At 73.0% G+C, this 15,826-nt stretch carries 12 protein-coding genes; 6 read left to right on the top strand and 6 right to left on the bottom strand.

Features of this window, described 5'->3' with window-relative positions:
• Positions 1-88 precede the first annotated feature (88 nt).
• Positions 89-1,336 carry an alpha/beta hydrolase family protein gene (locus ACIRQF_RS03970; protein ID WP_404088611.1) on the top strand — a complete coding sequence of 416 codons (1,248 nt, stop codon included), beginning with the start codon at positions 89-91 and terminating at the stop codon, positions 1,334-1,336.
• A gap of 44 nt (positions 1,337-1,380) precedes the next feature.
• Here ACIRQF_RS03970 and ACIRQF_RS03975 read toward each other — a convergent pair whose 3' ends face one another.
• From ACIRQF_RS03975 to ACIRQF_RS03990, 4 genes are all read right to left on the bottom strand, one after another.
• Entirely contained in the window at positions 1,381-2,667 is a 1,287-nt protein-coding gene (locus ACIRQF_RS03975; protein WP_382482892.1) for a sugar ABC transporter permease, read from the bottom strand.
• Complete coding sequence (locus ACIRQF_RS03980; RefSeq protein WP_376636822.1) at positions 2,664-3,464, bottom strand: ATP-binding cassette domain-containing protein; 801 nt, start codon at positions 3,462-3,464, stop codon at positions 2,664-2,666. The genes ACIRQF_RS03975 and ACIRQF_RS03980 overlap by 4 nt, the downstream gene beginning before the upstream one ends.
• A gap of 42 nt (positions 3,465-3,506) precedes the next feature.
• Entirely contained in the window at positions 3,507-4,598 is a 1,092-nt protein-coding gene (locus ACIRQF_RS03985; protein ID WP_376636821.1) for a substrate-binding domain-containing protein, read from the bottom strand.
• A 198-nt stretch (positions 4,599-4,796) separates the two neighbouring features.
• Positions 4,797-6,206 (bottom strand): aminopeptidase P family protein, encoded by a 1,410-nt coding sequence (locus tag ACIRQF_RS03990; protein ID WP_404088616.1) that lies wholly within the window; start codon positions 6,204-6,206, stop codon positions 4,797-4,799.
• A 142-nt stretch (positions 6,207-6,348) separates the two neighbouring features.
• On the opposite strand from ACIRQF_RS03990, the gene ACIRQF_RS03995 reads away from it, so the two are divergent.
• From ACIRQF_RS03995 to ACIRQF_RS04015, 5 genes are all read left to right on the top strand, one after another.
• Entirely contained in the window at positions 6,349-7,332 is a 984-nt protein-coding gene (locus tag ACIRQF_RS03995) for a LuxR family transcriptional regulator (protein ID WP_376636819.1), read from the top strand.
• A 405-nt stretch (positions 7,333-7,737) separates the two neighbouring features.
• Positions 7,738-7,989 carry a hypothetical protein gene (locus ACIRQF_RS04000; protein ID WP_376636818.1) on the top strand — a complete coding sequence of 84 codons (252 nt, stop codon included), beginning with the start codon at positions 7,738-7,740 and terminating at the stop codon, positions 7,987-7,989.
• A 125-nt stretch (positions 7,990-8,114) separates the two neighbouring features.
• Entirely contained in the window at positions 8,115-8,924 is an 810-nt protein-coding gene (locus ACIRQF_RS04005) for an HlyD family efflux transporter periplasmic adaptor subunit (protein WP_382482888.1), read from the top strand.
• A 56-nt stretch (positions 8,925-8,980) separates the two neighbouring features.
• On the top strand, positions 8,981-11,143 hold the full coding sequence (locus ACIRQF_RS04010; RefSeq protein WP_404089516.1) for an NHLP family bacteriocin export ABC transporter peptidase/permease/ATPase subunit: 2,163 nt from the start codon (positions 8,981-8,983) through the stop codon (positions 11,141-11,143).
• A 157-nt stretch (positions 11,144-11,300) separates the two neighbouring features.
• Entirely contained in the window at positions 11,301-14,186 is a 2,886-nt protein-coding gene (locus ACIRQF_RS04015; protein WP_404089518.1) for an NHLP bacteriocin export ABC transporter permease/ATPase subunit, read from the top strand.
• Between the two features lie 42 nt (positions 14,187-14,228).
• Here the strand turns inward: ACIRQF_RS04015 and ACIRQF_RS04020 are convergent, their stop codons facing one another.
• Complete coding sequence (locus tag ACIRQF_RS04020) at positions 14,229-14,885, bottom strand: alpha-ketoglutarate-dependent dioxygenase AlkB (RefSeq protein ID WP_404088620.1); 657 nt, start codon at positions 14,883-14,885, stop codon at positions 14,229-14,231.
• A gap of 38 nt (positions 14,886-14,923) precedes the next feature.
• The gene (locus ACIRQF_RS04025; protein ID WP_404088622.1) at positions 14,924-15,796 is read right to left on the bottom strand and encodes an SDR family oxidoreductase; all 873 of its coding nucleotides are present in this window, start codon (positions 15,794-15,796) and stop codon (positions 14,924-14,926) included.
• Positions 15,797-15,826 lie beyond the last annotated feature (30 nt).

A 15,826-nucleotide genomic window follows, 5' to 3' on the forward strand; every position in this document is an offset into this window, starting at 1 on the left:
GGCGTCCGCCTTCGGGGCTACCCGGGCGGCAGGGGTTACGACCGTGGTCTGACGCGGGTCGCGCGGCGGTCGCCGTAGCGTCCTGGGCATGGTCAAACTGACTCGAGCGGCCGCGGCCGCCCTTCTCGCCTGCGCGGTCGCGTTACCGGCGACCACCCTGCCCGCGACGGCGGCGACCCCTTCGGCGCCCGCCTCCACCACCTTCCGCTCCTCCCCCGTCCCCACCGCCCTCGCACCCTCCACGTCCTCACCCGGCTCTCCCGCCTCGCCCGCCTCCGTCGGCCGGCTCGAGCTTCCGGCGCCCACCGGGAAGCTCGGCGTGGGGACCTCCGTGCTCCACCTCGTCGACCGCTCCCGGCCCGACCCCTGGGTGCCCGAGGCCGACGGACGCGAGCTCATGGTGACGCTGCACTACCCCGCGTCCCGCAAGGGGCACGGGCGGCCCGCTCCGTACGCGACCGAGGAGGAGGCGCGACTGGTCCTGCAGGGCGTCGGTGTGACGGATCCGGCGTCGGTGCGCGCGCTGGCGGGCATGGGCACGTACAGCGCCGAGGACGCGCGGCCCGCTCCGGGGCGCCATCCGCTGGTGCTCCTGTCGCCGGGGTTCGGAGTGCCGCGCTTCACGCTCACCAACGTGGCCGTCGAACTCGCCTCCCGGGGCTATGTCGTGGCCTCGGTCGACCACGCCTACGAGACCTCGGGCACCGCGGTGCCGGGAGGGCGGATCCTCACCTGCGTGGCCTGCACGGCCCTGGAAGACGGGCGGGCGAAGGGCGGTGACGTCACGGCGGCGCGGGCGGCGGACGTGCGGTTCGTGCTCGACCGGCTGACCGGACCCCGCCCGTCCTGGGCCTACGCGCGGACGATCGACCGGACCCGGATCGGCATGGCGGGTCACTCGATCGGCGGTGCGAGCGCAGCGACGGCGATGCTCGCGGACCGGCGGATCGACGCCGGGGTGAACATGGACGGCGCCTTCTGGGACACCCTGCCGGCCGGCGGCCTGGGCGGGCGCCCGTTCCTCTTCCTGGGCACGGACGACGAGACCCACCGCCCGGGCGGCGAGGACGCCACCTGGGACACCACCTGGCGGGCGCTCGACGGCTGGAAGCGCTGGCTCACCGTCGCGGGCTCCGACCACTTCACCTTCTCGGACGCGCCGGTGCTCCAGCGTCACTTCGGGCTGCCCGCCGGGCCCATCCCGGCGGACCGGGCGCTGGCCGTGACGCGCGCCTATCTCACCGCGTTCTTCGACGAGCACCTGAAGGGCGTCCCGCAGCCGCTGCTGACGGGACCGAGCACCACGCATCCGGAGGTGCGGTTCCAGCAGCCGTAGCGACGCCGGGCCGCGAGGGTCGCGGGTCGCGCCTCCGAACGGGATCAGGCGCGCCCCGCGGCCTTCTGGCTGCGGCGGGACAGGGAGTCGACGACCACCGCGGCGAGCAGCACCGCGCCGGTGATCATGAACTGGACGGCGTTGCTGACGCCCATGATGTTCATGCCGGACTGGATGGAGCCGATCACGAGGGCGCCGAGCAGGGCCGACCACACCGAGCCGCGGCCGCCGAACAGGCTCGTGCCGCCGATGACGGCCGCGGCGATGACGTTCATCAGGAGGTTGCCGCCGCCGGAGGTCTGGCTGGCCGACTGGATCTGGCCGGCGAGGAAGATGCCGCCCACCGCGGCCATGGTGCCGGCGACGGTGAAGACGCTCATCCGGACGAAGGCCACGCTGATGCCGGCCCGTCGGGCTCCCTCGATGTTGCCGCCGACCGCGAAGATCTGCCGGCCGTAGCGCGTGCGGCGCAGCACGAAGTCGAGGACGACCAGCAGGATCAGGAAGATCAGCAGGGCGAGCGGCAGCCCCTGGTACTGGTTGAGGATGTACGCGGCGGCGAAGGCGATGGCGCCGATGACGACCGTGCGCAGCACGATCTCGGCGATCGGCCGCGACGGCACGTGGGCCGTCTGGCGGCGTCGGGCGTCCTGGAGCGAGGCGAGCAGGAAGAGCCCGACGCCCACGCCGGCCGCGACGTAGGCCGTGGCGGGGCTGTGGAAGATGGTCGAGTAGAGCTTGGAGACGATGCTCTCGCTCGGGATGTTGACGGTTCCGGTGCTGCCGAGCACCTGGAGCATGAGGCCGTTCCAGAAGAGGTTGCCGGCCAGGGTGACGACGAAGGCGGGCACGCCCACTTTGGCGAAGAAGAAGCCCTGGATGAGTCCGACGGCGGCTCCCCCGGCGATGGCGACGAGCAGCGCGAGCCATTCGTTCATGCCGTTGAGGACGTTGAGCACGGCGAAGACGGCCGCGCACAGGCCGCTCACGGAGCCGACGGAGAGGTCGATCTCCCCGAGCAGCAGGACGAAGACGATACCGACGGCGATCATGCCGGTGCCGACGATCTGCTGACTGAGGTCGGAGAGGTTCTGGGCGGAGAGGAAGGTGCTGTCGAGGCTGCCGAAGACGGTCCAGATGATGGCGATGGCGACGACGACCGGCAGCGAGCCCAGCTCGCCGCTGCGCAGCTTGCGCCGGAACTCGCCGACGTAGCCGCGGAAGCCCTCCTCGCGGACGATCAACCGGCTGTCGACGGCGGGTACGGACTCGGGCGCGGCCCGCTGGTCGGACGGGCCGCCGGGTCCGCCGCTCTTCCGGTCGCCGCTCATCGCTCCTCCTCCCCGCGGGACTGCCGCTGTTCGCGGATCCGGGCCTGACGCCGGGTCACGGCGCTCTCCGTTGCTCCGGTGATGGCGGAGATGATCTCCTCGGTGCTGGTGGCGCGTTTGTCGAAGACGCCGTTGTTGCGGCCCAGCCGCAGGACCACGATGGTGTCCGCGACGGCCATCACGTCCACCATGTTGTGGCTGATGAGGATGGTCCCCAGGCCGTGCTCCCGCAGGCGTTCGACGAGGTCGAGGACCTCGGCGGTCTGTTCGACGCCCAGCGCGGCGGTGGGCTCGTCCAGGATGACGACCTTGGGGTCGCCGATGAGGGAACGGGCGATCGCCACCGTCTGGCGCTGGCCGCCGGACAGGGACGCGACCGGGATACGGACGCTGGGGATGCGGATGGACAGGGTCTCCAGGAGTTCGCGGGAGCGCTGCTCCATGCGGACCTCGTCGAGCACGCCGAAGCGGCGCAGCTCGCGGCCGAGGAAGAGGTTGCCGACCACGTCGAGGTTGTCGCACAGCGCGAGATCCTGGTAGACGGTGGCGATGCCGAGGTTCTGGGCGTCGTGGGGCCGGTTGATGGAGACCGGTTTCCCCTGCCACTCGATGACCCCGCCGTCGGGCGGGTTCACCCCGGCGATGGCCTTGACGGCGGTCGACTTGCCGGCGCCGTTGTCGCCGACCAGGGCGACGACCTCACCGGGGTGCACCTCCAGGTCGAATTCCGACAGGGCCTGGACCGCGCCGAACCGTTTGGAGATCCCCCGAAGCGTGAGCACAGGTGCTTCCGGCACCGCAACCGCCTCCGACCCATACCGGGGCCCGTAACGGGCCGGTTACTGGAGCCCGGCCTGCTTGCACGCGGCCGCGTAGGTCGGCGTGCAGATCTCGTTGACCGTGTACAGGCCGCCCTTGACGACGGTGTCGTTGATGTTGGTCTTGTCGACCACGACCGGGGTCAGCAGGTTGGCCGGCACCTTGTTGCCGCTGCCGTTGGTGACGGTGATGGGCACCAGGTCCTTCGGGAGCGGCTTGCCTTCGGCGAAGTTGACGGCCATCTGGGCGGCGATGTCGGCCTCGGGCTTGTACGGCTTCATGATCGTGATGGTCTGGTCGCCGATCAGGATGCGCTGGATGGCGTCGAGTTGGGCGTCCTGGCCGGTCAGCGGCACCTTCATGCCGGAGGCCTTGAGGGCGGTGGAGATGCCGGCCGCGAGGCCGTCGTTGGCGGAGTAGACGCCGACGATCTTGTCCTTGCCGAGCGCGCTGATGGCACCGGACATCTGCTGGTTGGCGTTGTTGGGGTCCCAGTTGGGGGTGTCGTATTCCTTGCCGATCTTCACCTTGCCGTCGAGCACGGAGTGCGCGCCCGCCTTGAACTCGGCGGCGTTCGGGTCGGTGGGCGATCCGTTGTGCATCACGATCACGCCGGACTTGGCCTTGTCGCCGAGCGCGGCGAGCAGGGCCTTGCCCTGCAACTCGCCGACCTTGTGGTTGTCGTACGAGACGTAGGAGTCGACCGGGCCCTGGGCGAGGCGGTCGTAGGCGACGACCTTCACGCCGGCCTTGTTGGCCTTCTCGACCGAGGACTGGATCGACTTGGCGTCCACGGCGTCGAGGATGAGCACCTTGTCGCCCTTGGCGAGCGCGGTGTTCACCTGCTGTTGCTGGGTGGTCGCGCTCTCGGCGGCGTTGTAGTAGTCGACCTGGGCGCCTGGGGCCAGCTCCTGGATCTTCTGCTCGATGTAGGGCTTGTCGAACTTCTCGTACCGCGTGGTCTTGCTCTCCGGAAGCAGCAGCCCGATCTTGATGTCCTGTCGCTGGTCCGAGCCCGACGCCGACTGGGCGACGCCGCTCGTGGCCACCACGCTCAGGGAAAGGATCGCGGTTCCCGCGACGGCGATCGCCGCGCGCACTGTACGGGTCATTGCAGGCTCCTTCCGCGCGCCCTGGAGCCCTCCACCGCGGGGCTTGGAGGCTTGCAAAACTGCCTGACCGCGGGAGCGTCGGCGCACCTATGGCCTATGTAACGACATTAGCTCCAGCCCCTGCGCCGGTCCATTCGCGGAGGGTTCGCGGCGCCGTGCCCCCCGTGGGCACGGCGCCGCCTCCCCGGCCGGGCGCGCTCAGCCGGCGTGGCGGGCCATCCAGGCCTCGACCTCGGCGGAGGACCGGGGCAGGCCGGCGGACAGGTTCTCGTGGCCGTCCTCGGTGACGAGCAGGTCGTCCTCGATGCGGACGCCGATGCCGCGCCACTCCTCGGGGACGGTGAGGTCGTCCGGCTGGAAGTACAGGCCGGGCTCGACGGTGAGCACCATGCCGGGCTCCAGGACGGCGTCGACGTACTCCTCGTTGCGGGCCTGGGCGCAGTCGTGGACGTCGAGGCCGAGCATGTGGCCGGTGCCCGCCATGGTGAAGCGGCGCTGGAGGCCCAGCTCGTAGGCGCGCTCGGCGGGGCCCTCCAGGAAGCCCCACTCGACGAGCCGGGCCGCGAGGTGGCGCTGGGCCGCCTCGTGGAAGTCGCGGTAGGCGGCCCCCGGCTTCACTGCGGCCATGCCGGCCTCCTGGGCCTCGTACACCGCGTCGTAGACCTGCCGCTGCACCGGCGTGAAGGTGCCGCTGACGGGGAGGGTGCGGGTGACGTCGGCGGTGTAGAGGCTGTTCGTCTCGACGCCGGCGTCGAAGAGGAGCAGGTCGCCGGGGCGCACGGGGCCGTCGTTGTCGGTCCAGTGCATGATCGTGGCGTGGTCGCCGGCGGCACAGATCGAGCCGTAGCCGACGGAGTTGCCCTCCAGGCGGGCGCGGCGGAAGAAGGTGCCCTCGATCCAGCGCTCGGAGGTGTCGACGGCGCGGGAGAGCTCGGCGACGGCGTCGGTGAAGCCGCGCACGGTGGAGTCGACGGCCTTGCGCATCTCGCCGATCTCCCAGGCGTCCTTGACGAGCCGCAGCTCGCTCAGCGCCTCTTCGAGGTCGGCGTCGCGCTCCTCGTCGGTGGCGACGGCGGCCTCCAGGGCCGGGTCGACGCCGCGGACGATGCGGGTCGGCGCGAGGGAGGCGGCCAGGTCCCGGGCGGCGGTGCGGACGTCGCGGCAGGGCAGGCCGAGGACGCGCTCGGACTCGGCGAGGGACCGGCGCCGGCCCATCCACAGTTCGGCGTGGTAGCCGCTCCAGAACTCGTCGTCGTCGCGGCTGTCGCGGGGCAGCTGGTAGCAGTAGGCGTCGTGGCCGCCGTCCGCGCGTGGTTCGAGGACGAGGGCGCAGTCCCGGGCCTGGTCGCCGGTGAGGTGCACGTAGCCGGAGTAGGGCCGGAACGGGTAGGTGTCGTCGTTCGAGCGGGTCTTGAGGTTTCCGGAGGGGATCACCAGGCGCTCGCCGGGGAAGCGGGCGGAGAGCGCGGCACGGCGGCGGGCCGCGTAGGGGGCCTGCTCGTCGAGCGTGAGGTCGCGCCGTTCGGTGTCCGCCCAGCCCGTGCGCATGAGCGCGGACAGCTCGTCGGAGATCCCTGCGTACAGACCGTTCTTTCGGCCCTTGGCCACGTCGTACCCCTTCGTGTTCGTCCGGGTCGGTTCCCGTCACGTCGGCAGGGACGCTAGCCGCCCGCGCGCGCCGTGGGTGCCGAGGAGTGCCAGTGGCACTGATCGGACACGCGGCGGGCCCGGCGGCGCCGACAATGGGCGTATGACGAACGAGAGACTGGGCGAGGCGCTGCGGCTCCTGGGCATCGAGGGGGCCGCGGCCCGGGTCTATCTGGCGCTGCTCGACGGGGCGCCCGCCCCCCTCGGTTCGATCGGCGAGGCGGCGGACGTGACCGGCGCCGCGCTCGCGGCGGCGTACGGCGAGCTGGTGGACGCCGGTCTGGCGAGCGCGGCGGACGCGGACGGCGACGTGGTGGCGCCGGTGCCCCCGGCGGCGGGCCTGGAGATCCTGGCCCGGCACCGGGCGGCGGAGCTGGAGGAGTCCCGGATCGCGGTGGGCGGGGCCTTCGAGTCGTTCCGCCGGCACCGGCTCGCCGCGTACAACGACGGTCTCGTGGAGGTCGTCACCGGGGAGGCGATCGGGCGCCGGATGCGGCACGCGTGGGCGAGCGCGCGCGAGCAGATCCGGCAGTTCGAGTCGCCGCCGTACGTGCCCCTGGTCGGCGCCACGGAGGACGCGCTGGCGACGCTCGCGCGCGGGGTGACCCAACGGGTCGTGTACTCCCGTGAGTCGCTGGAGCACCCGGGGCATCTGAAGGACGTCGTCGAGCCGTGCATCGAGGCGGGCGAGCAGGCCCGGGTGCTGCCGTCGGTGCCGGTGAAGCTGCTGATCATCGACGACGCGTACGCGCTGGTGTCGCTGTCGATCCAGGAGGCGGACGTGGTGAACACGATGCTGGTGGTACAGCCGTGCGGGCTGCTCTCGGCGCTCGTGGCCCTCTTCGAGCAGTCCTGGAACAACGCCCTGCCCTTCCACGGCCGCGCCACCCGCCCGGCCGGTCTCGCCCCCGCCGACCGGCGGCTGCTGCGGCTGCTCGCGGGCGGTGCGAGCGACGAGGTCATCGCCCGTGAACTCGGCATCAGCCGGCGCACCCTGTTCCGCAGGCTGCAGATCCTGATGGCGCGTCTCGGCGCCGCGAACCGCTTCCAGATGGCGCTGCAGGCGCAGCGCGCCGGGTGGCTGTGAACCCTTCGCGGAGACCCCGGCGCCGCCTGCCGAAAACTTGCACATTGTGTGCGTGCTGCGGACCGGCCCTCCTCGGCCGCTCCGCGCGGGTGCGCGAGGGGGGTGCCCTTCTGCGGGAGTACGCCCGGTTCCTCCCCCGAGGTGCCGGGGGCGGGCGATTCTGTTACTCGGTCCTGAGGAGAAGCTGTCGCCATTCGGTGAAACATGCTGCACGGCCGGCGACCGGGGAGTCACAACCGGCCCTGAAAAGGCGTCAACGGAATTGGCTCGGGCAGGCGTTCGCGTGCTTTGATCTGGCCCGCCGCGGCGAAACGGAGGGGTGGCTTCCCCCCATCGTCGCCGAGCCTCGCCGGGCAGCCGCGGCGGTAGACGGATTCCCCCCATTGAGATGAAAGGTGCGCTCCCATGCGTAACGACCTCGAGACCCGTGAGATCGCCGACACCGAGCTCGACGCCGTTTCCGGCGGTGTCATCAGCGTCAACGGCGGCCTCGTCGGCGCCGTGACCGGCGATGTCACCAACCTGCTCGGCACCGTCGGCTCGCTGCAGACCGTGCAGGGCGTCGAGGGCATCGCCAACGGCGTCCCGGGCCTGGCCCAGGGCATCACCGGCGTCTCGGTGAACGCCGGCGTCGTCACCGGCCTCGCCGGTCTCTGAGTGAACCGCGGCCGTGAACCCCGGGACCTTTCCCGTTCCGGGGTTCACGGCCGTACCCGCCGGATTCGAGTCGCGGCGGGCGGAATTCCGGCCGGAGTGCGGGAAACGCAGTCGAAGGATGAGCCATGCAGTTTCGCCAAAAGGCGCTTTCCAAGCTGCAGTCGCCCGACGAACTCGACCTTCCGGTGCGCTTCGCGCGCCCGCAGGGGCGGCTGGTGCTGGCGGTGACGGTCCTCGTGACGGCCGTCGCCGCGTTCTGGGCCTTCACCGGCACCGTGACCTCCGAACTGAGCGCGCCCGGCATCCTCACGCACGCCGAGGGCCGCTATCTGCTGCAGAGTCCGGTCGCCGGACAGGTCACCGAGGTCCTCGTGGCGGAGGGCAGGCCGGTGTCCGCAGGGCAGCCGCTCGTGACCGTCCGCACCGAGCAGGGCGACCGTCCCGTGCGCGCCGTGGCCGCCGGACGGGTGACCGCGCTCTTCGCCAGGACGGGCACCGTGGTGACGACCGGCGCCGACGTGGCGACCGTCGAACGCGTCACCGGCCCCGACGACCCGCTGATCGCCGTCCTGTACGTACCGGCCGGCGGCGACACCTCCTCGATCCGGACCGGCGCCTCCGTCGACCTCAGCGTCCGGTCCGTCGCCCGCGACCGGTACGGGGTGCTGCGCGCCCGGGTCACCGCGGTGGGCAGCGCCCCCCAGACACGGGCGCAGATCGCCGGCTTTCTCGGGGACGACGGGCTCGCGGCCGAGTTCACCCGGCAGGGCAGCCCGGTGGCGGTCCTGGTGTCCCTGAAGCGCTCCGCCGCCACCGAGTCCGGCTACGCCTGGTCGTCCGCGGCCGGCCCGCCGTACGCCGTCGGCTCCGGAACCCCCGTCTCCGGGTCCGTCCACCTCTCCTCGCAACGCCCCGTCGACTGGCTGCTCCCGTGAACCCGCGCAAGAAGTCCACCCGCACCCGGCCCCGCCCGGCCCCTCGCGGCCGCTCGATCCCGCGCCGCAGGCCCCGGACCGTGCGCACCCCCACCGTGCTCCAGATGGAGGCGGTCGAGTGCGGCGCCGCGGCCCTCGCCATGGTCCTCGGACACTACGGCCGCTTCGTGCCGCTGGAGGAGCTGCGCATCGCCTGCGGTGTGTCGCGGGACGGCTCGCGTGCCAGCAACCTGCTGAAGGCGGCTCGGAGTTACGGCCTCCAGGCCAAGGGCATGCAGATGGACCTCGCGGCGCTCGCCGAGGTCGCCGCCCCGGCCGTGCTGTTCTGGGAGTTCAACCACTACGTCGTCTACGACGGGATGGGCCGGCGCCTCGGCCGCCGGGGCGTGTGGATCAACGACCCGGGCAAGGGCCGCCGGTTCGTGCCCATGGAGGAGTTCGACCCGGCCTTCACCGGCATCGTGCTCGTCCTCGAACCGGGCCCCTCCTTCCGGCGCGGCGGCCGCAGGCCGGGCGTCCTGGGCGCCGTGCCGGGACGGCTGCGCGGCACCTCCGGCACCATGGCCGCGGCCGTGCTGTCCAGTCTGCTGCTGGTGGCGGTCGGCGCGTGGGTGCCGGCCCTCAGCCGCACCTACATCGACATGTTCCTCATCGGCGGCCGGTCGTCGCTGCTGGGTACGCTGTTCGCGGCGATGGCGACCGCGCTCGTGCTCACCGCGGCGCTCACCGCGCTCCAGCAGGCCAACCTGCTGCGCGGCCGCATCGTGTCCTCGACGCTGGGCGGCGCCCGTTTCCTGCGGCACCTGCTGCGGCTGCCCGTCGCCTTCTACGCGCAGCGCAGCCCGGCCGACCTGGTCCAGCGGCTCCGGTCCAACGACGCGGTCGCCGAGACCCTGGCCCGCGATCTGTCGGCGGCCGGCGTGGACGCCGTCGTGGTGCTGCTGTACGCCGTGCTGCTGTGGACGTACGACCCGCAGCTGACCGTCGTCGGCATCGGCGTCGCGCTGCTCAACGTCGTCGCCATGCGGATCACCCTCCACGTCCGCGCCACCGGCACCCGCAAGCTGCGCGCGGAGAGCGCGCGCCTGACGAACACCTCGTACAGCGGTCTGCAGCTCATCGAGAACATCAAGGCCACCGGCGGCGAGAGCGGCTTCTTCCGGCGCTGGTCGGGACAGCACGCGGTCACCCTCGACGTGCAGCAGCGGCTCGGCGTGCCCAGCGCGTGGCTGGCGATCGTCGCGCCCACCCTCGCGGCGCTCAACAGCGCGCTCATCCTCATGATCGGCGGACTGCGGGCGGTCGAGGGGCATCTGACGGTCGGTCTGCTCGTCGCCTTCCAGGCCCTCGTGACGGGCTTCACCGCGCCCATCACGCGGCTCAACGGCGTCGCCGGGCGGATCCAGGACTTCGCCGCCGACGTCACCCGGCTCAAGGACGTCGAGAACTTCCCCGTCGACCCGGTCCACACCCGGCGCGACCCCGGCGGCGCCCGCCGCCTCACCGGCCACGTGGAGCTCGACCGGGTCACCTTCGGCTACAGCCCGCTCGACGCGCCGCTCCTGAAGGAGTTCTCGCTCGCGGTCGGCCCCGGGCAGCAGGTCGCCCTCGTCGGCGGTTCCGGCAGCGGCAAGTCCACCGTCTCCCGGCTCATCGCGGGCCTGTACGCGCCGTGGGAGGGCGCCGTCCGCGTCGACGGAATGCGGGTCGAGGACATCCCGCGCGGCGCGCTCGCCGCGTCCGTCTCCTTCGTGGACCAGGACGTCTTCCTCTTCGAGGGCACCGTCCGCGACAACATCGCGCTGTGGGACCCCTCGGTCCCCGACGAGGCGGTCGTCGCCGCGCTCTCCGACGCCGCCGTCCTGGACGTGGTCTCCCGGCGCCCCGGCGGCATCCACAGCCGGGTGGAGCAGGACGGCCGGAACTTCTCCGGAGGACAGCGCCAGCGCCTCGAACTCGCCCGGGCGCTGGTCCGCGACCCCAGCGTGCTCGTCCTCGACGAGGTGACGAGCGCCCTGGACGCGGTGACCGAACGGGAGGTCATCGACAACCTGCGGCGGCGGGGCTGCGCGTGCGTGGTCATCGCGCACCGGCTGAGCACCGTCCGCGACAGCGACGAGATCCTGGTCCTCGACCGGGGCACGGTCGTCGAACGCGGCCGCCACGAACACCTGGTGGCCGCGGGCGGCCCGTACGCCGAACTGGTCAGGGAGCACTGAGGTGACGACCCCGCACCCCGCCACGACGCCCCTGGACGGCACCGGCGCCGGCCGTCACGCGGTCGTCGGCCACGACCCGGCCGTCGTCCCGGCCCGGCCCGCCGCCCCTGGCCCTGTACCTGCCGTCGACCCTGCCGTCACCTCCGCCCACGACCCCGTGGTCGCGGCGCTCGGCGGACTCGGCACCCCGGTCGACGGCTCGGACCTGCGCAGTCTCTCCCTGGAGGGGCCGTCCGTGCTGTGGCTGGTCGTGCACGGCAGCCTCGACCTGTTCGCCGTCGACGCCGCGCAGCTCGGCGCCTGGCACTTCCTCGGCCGCGTCGAGGCCGGGGCACTGCTCCTCGGCCCCGCCGAGGGCCCCGGCCACACCCTGGTGGGCCGCCCGTCCCGCGAGTGCCTGCTTCGCCGCGTGGAGCTGCGGGAGCTGCACCGGCCGGCGTACGGGCAGCAGGGACACCCGGGCTCGTGGCGGACCGACGGATGGCAGACCGACGGATGGCAGACCGGGCAGTGGCCGGCGGACGGGCAGGGGGCGGACGGCCGGTGGTACGACGGCCGGTACGGGCCGGATGCGGCCGCCCCGGCCGCCCTGAGCCCGTTGGAGAACGCCTTCGCGCTCGGCATCGGCCGCGGCCTCCGGGTGCTCTACGAGGCCCCGCTCGGCGGCGCCTCCGACACCTCCTCGCACGGGACCGACGACGACGTCGTGTGGATGCGGATCGAGCCCGGCAGCGTGTGCTACGGGGCCGCCTACGAGGCGGAGGCCGCGGGCACCCTGCTCGTCGACGCGACCATGTGGCAAGGCATGGTCGAGCAGCAGTACCGGTTGCTGTACGCCCTGGACCACTGGATCGAGGAGCGGGAGCGCGCCCACGAGGACCGTACAGCCGCGGGGCTCGCCGCGGGCCGGGCGGCCGGCAGCGAGGCGGACCGCGCGCTGCTCGACGCCATCGGGCGCTCCGGCCGGGGCGCCCGGCGGGGCGGCGCGGACGCGACGCTCGCGGTGTGCCGACTGGTCGCGGCGGACGCCCGGATCGCCCTGTCCGAGGCGCCCGGCGCGGGGACGGACGACGAGCGGACCGACCCGGTCGAGGGCATCGCGCTCGCCTCCCGCGTGCGCACCCGCACCGTGGGGCTGCGGGGCCGCTGGTGGCGCGAGAACTGCGGTCCGCTGGTGGGTCGGCGCGAGGCGGACGGGTCGCCGGTGGCGCTGCTGTGGCGGCGCGGCGGCTACGTGGCGGTCGAGCCGGGCGGCCGACGGGAGCGCGTCGACGACGGGAACGAGGCCGATTTCGAGCCGCGGGCCGTGATGTTCTACCGCCCGCTGCCCGAGGGCCGGCCGAGCCTGCCGCGGCTGCTGCGGTTCTGTGTGCGGGGCAACCGCTTGGAGCTGCGGGACCTGCTGCTCGGCGGGCTGGTCTCCGTCGTCCTGGGAGCGACGGTGCCGGTGGCCACGGGCCGGATCCTCGGCGAGTTCGTGCCGGCGGCGGAGAACGACCTGATCGTGCGGACCTCGCTCGCGCTGGTCGCGGCCGCCGTGGTCGGCGCCGCGTTCCTGCTGCTGCAGAACGTGGCCCTGCTGCGGATCGAGGGGCGCGTCGAGGCGACGCTGCAGCCGGCCGTCTGGGACCGCCTGCTCCGCCTCCCGGCGACCTTCTTCGCCGGTCGCTCCACGGGCGAACTGGCCAACGCGGCCATGGGCATCAGCGCGATCCGGCGGATGCTGTCCGGTGTGGCGCCGGTCTGCCTGCAGGCGGTCACCGTCGGCGTGATGAACCTGGTCCTGCTGCTGGTGCACAGCGTGCCGCTGGCGCTGGTGGCGTTCGCGATGCTCCTCGTCGTGGGCGCGGTGTTCCTGGGTCTGGGGCTGTGGCAGCTGCGCTACCAGCGCCGTCTGATCGAGCTCGGCAACCGCCTCGACAACCAGGCGTACCAGACCCTGCGCGGGCTGCCCAAGCTGCGCGTGGCGGCGGCGGAGAGCTTCGCCTACGCCGCCTGGGCACGGGAGTTCGCCCGGACCCGGGTGCTGCAGCAGCGCGTGGGAAGGATCCAGAACACCCTGGGGGTGCTCGGCGCGGTGTGCCTGCCGCTGTGCACGCTGGTGATGTTCGCCCTCCTGGCCGGTCCGGCCCGCGGCAGCATGTCCGCAGCCGAGTTCCTCACCTTCAGCACCGCCCTGACGATGCTGCTGTCCTCGGTCACCCAGCTGACCGGCGCGCTCCTGTCGGTGGCGGCGGTCCTGCCCGTCTTCGAGCAGGTCGAGCCGATCCTGAGCGCGGCACCCGAGGTCCGCGGCGGCGCGGCCCGGCCCGGCGTGCTGACCGGCGCCCTGGAGGCCCGGCAGCTGTCGTACCGCTACGCGGAGGACGGCCCGCTCGTCCTCGACGGTGTGGACCTGCGCGTGGCGCCCGGGGAGTTCGTGGCGATCGTCGGGGCGAGCGGGTGCGGGAAGTCGACGCTGCTGCGGCTGCTGATCGGCTTCGACCGGCCGACCGAGGGCAGCGTGCTGTACGACGGCCAGGACCTGGCCGCCCTGGACCAGGCGGCCGTACGGCGCCAGTGCGGGGTCGTCCTGCAGAACGCCCAGCCGCTGTCCGGCTCGATCCTCGACTGCGTCCGCGGGGCCGAGGACTTCACCCTGGAGGAGGTCGCGCAGGCGATCACGCTCGCCGGCCTGGCCGAGGACGTCCAGGCCATGCCGATGGGCCTGCACACCATGCTCTCCGACGGCGGCGGCACGATCTCCGGCGGTCAGCGCCAGCGCCTGATGATCGCCCGTGCCCTCATCCGCACACCGCGCGTCCTCTTCCTCGACGAGGCGACGAGCGCCCTGGACAACGAGGCCCAGCGGGTGGTCATCGAGTCCACCCGGGCGCTGCGCGCGACCCGCGTCGTCATCGCCCACCGGCTCTCCACGATCATGGACGCGGACCGCGTGATCGCGATGGCGGACGGCCGGGTCGTCCAGCAGGGCACCCCGGCCGAACTCCTCGCCGACCCGAACGGCCTCTTCCACGAGCTGGTACGGCGCCAGCTGCGCTGACGGCGCGGCCGGGCCTGGTCCGATCCCCCGGCGGCCGAGGACTCAGCCCACCCCCCGCGTGCGGAACTGGACGCTGATGCGGGGGCCGACGGCGCGGGTGGTCTTGGGGACCGCGTGTTCCCAGGTGCGCTGGCAGGAGCCGCCCATGACCAGGAGGTCGCCGTGGCCGGACGGGAGCCGGAGGGCGACCGGGCCGCCGCCGCGGGGGCGGAGGGCGAGGTCGCGGGGGTCGCCGAGGGCGAGGATCGCGACCATCGTGTCCTGCCTGGCGGAGCGGCCGGTGCGGTCGCCGTGCCAGGCGACGCTGTCGCGCCCGTCCCGGTAGAGACAGAGGCCGGCGGTGACGAAGGGCTCGCCCAGTTCGCCGGCGTAATGGGCGCCGAGCGCGTCGCGGGCCTCGACGAGGGCGGGGTGCGGGAGCGGGGCGCCCTCCCGGTAGTAGGCGAGGAGACGGGGGACGGCGACGACGTTGTCGTACATCCGGCGTTCCTCGGCCTGCCAGGGCACGCCCGTGACGAGTTCCTCGAACAGCGCGTCGGCGCCCCGCAGCCAGCCGGGGAGGTGGTCGACCCAGGCGCCGTCGCACAGCTCCGTGCGCCGGACGCCCGCCAGGGGGCCGGGTCCGATGTCGGTACCCTGGTCGAAGAGGGAGCCCTGGAAGCCGGGGATGTCCGGGATGCCGGGTCGTGCCGCTGTCATGGGACCAGTCTACCCCGACAATCGAACATACGAGCTAATCAGCGGGGAAGGAGATGCCGGTAGCTCCTCGGGTGGGCCGCCAGGAAGTCGTCGAAGGACTGCGGCGGGTGCCCGGTGAGGGTGTGGACGTCGTCGGACACGTCGTCCATCTCGCCGACGGCGACCGCCTCGTACGAGGTGACCCAGCCCTCCACCTCCCAGTCGGGCGCGTCGTAGACGGAGCGCGAGGCGTAGGCCTCGTCCCGCGTCTCGGGGACGTAGGTGACGGTGCGGCCGCTCGCCCGTCCCAGGGCGGCGGCGACCTCGGCGAAGCTCAGCGCCTCCGGACCGGTCAGGTCGTACGTGGCGCTGTCGTGCTCGTGGCCCGTGGCGAGCAGCACGGCCGTGGCCGAGTCGGCGATGTCGTCGTGGGTCACCGCCCCGACCCGGCCGTCACCGGCAGGTCCGCGCAGCACTCCCTCCGGGGAGGTCATCGCCGCCAGGTCCGCCTGGTAGGTGCTGTCGCGCAGGAAGGTGAAGGCCACACCGGTGGAGCGGATGTGCTGCTCGGTGTGCCAGTGGTCGCGGGCGTAGGTGAAGGTCGCGTGGGGTGCGGCGTTGAGGTACGAGAGGTAGACGATCCGCCGCACCCCCGCGGCGACGGCGGCGTCCACGGCGGTGGCGTGGGTCCTGACCCGGCCCGGCCCCTCGTGGGCGGAGACGAGGAAGAGGGTGCCCACGCCGTCGAGCGCGGCCCACATCGCGCCGGCGTCGTCGTAGGACGCCGTCCTCGTGTCCGCGGCCGGCAGCGCGGCCAGCTTCTCCGGGTCGCGTCCGAGCGCGCGCACCGGCGTGCCCGCGTCGACGAGGAGGCCGGTGACACGCCGGCCGATCCGGCCGGTGGCGCCGGCGACGGCGACGAGTGCGCTCATGCGGGGCTCATTCGGATCAGCAGCATGGGC

It is taken from the genome of Streptomyces sp. NPDC101191, from assembly GCF_044767915.1.
Taxonomy (GTDB): Bacteria; Actinomycetota; Actinomycetes; order Streptomycetales; family Streptomycetaceae; genus Streptomyces.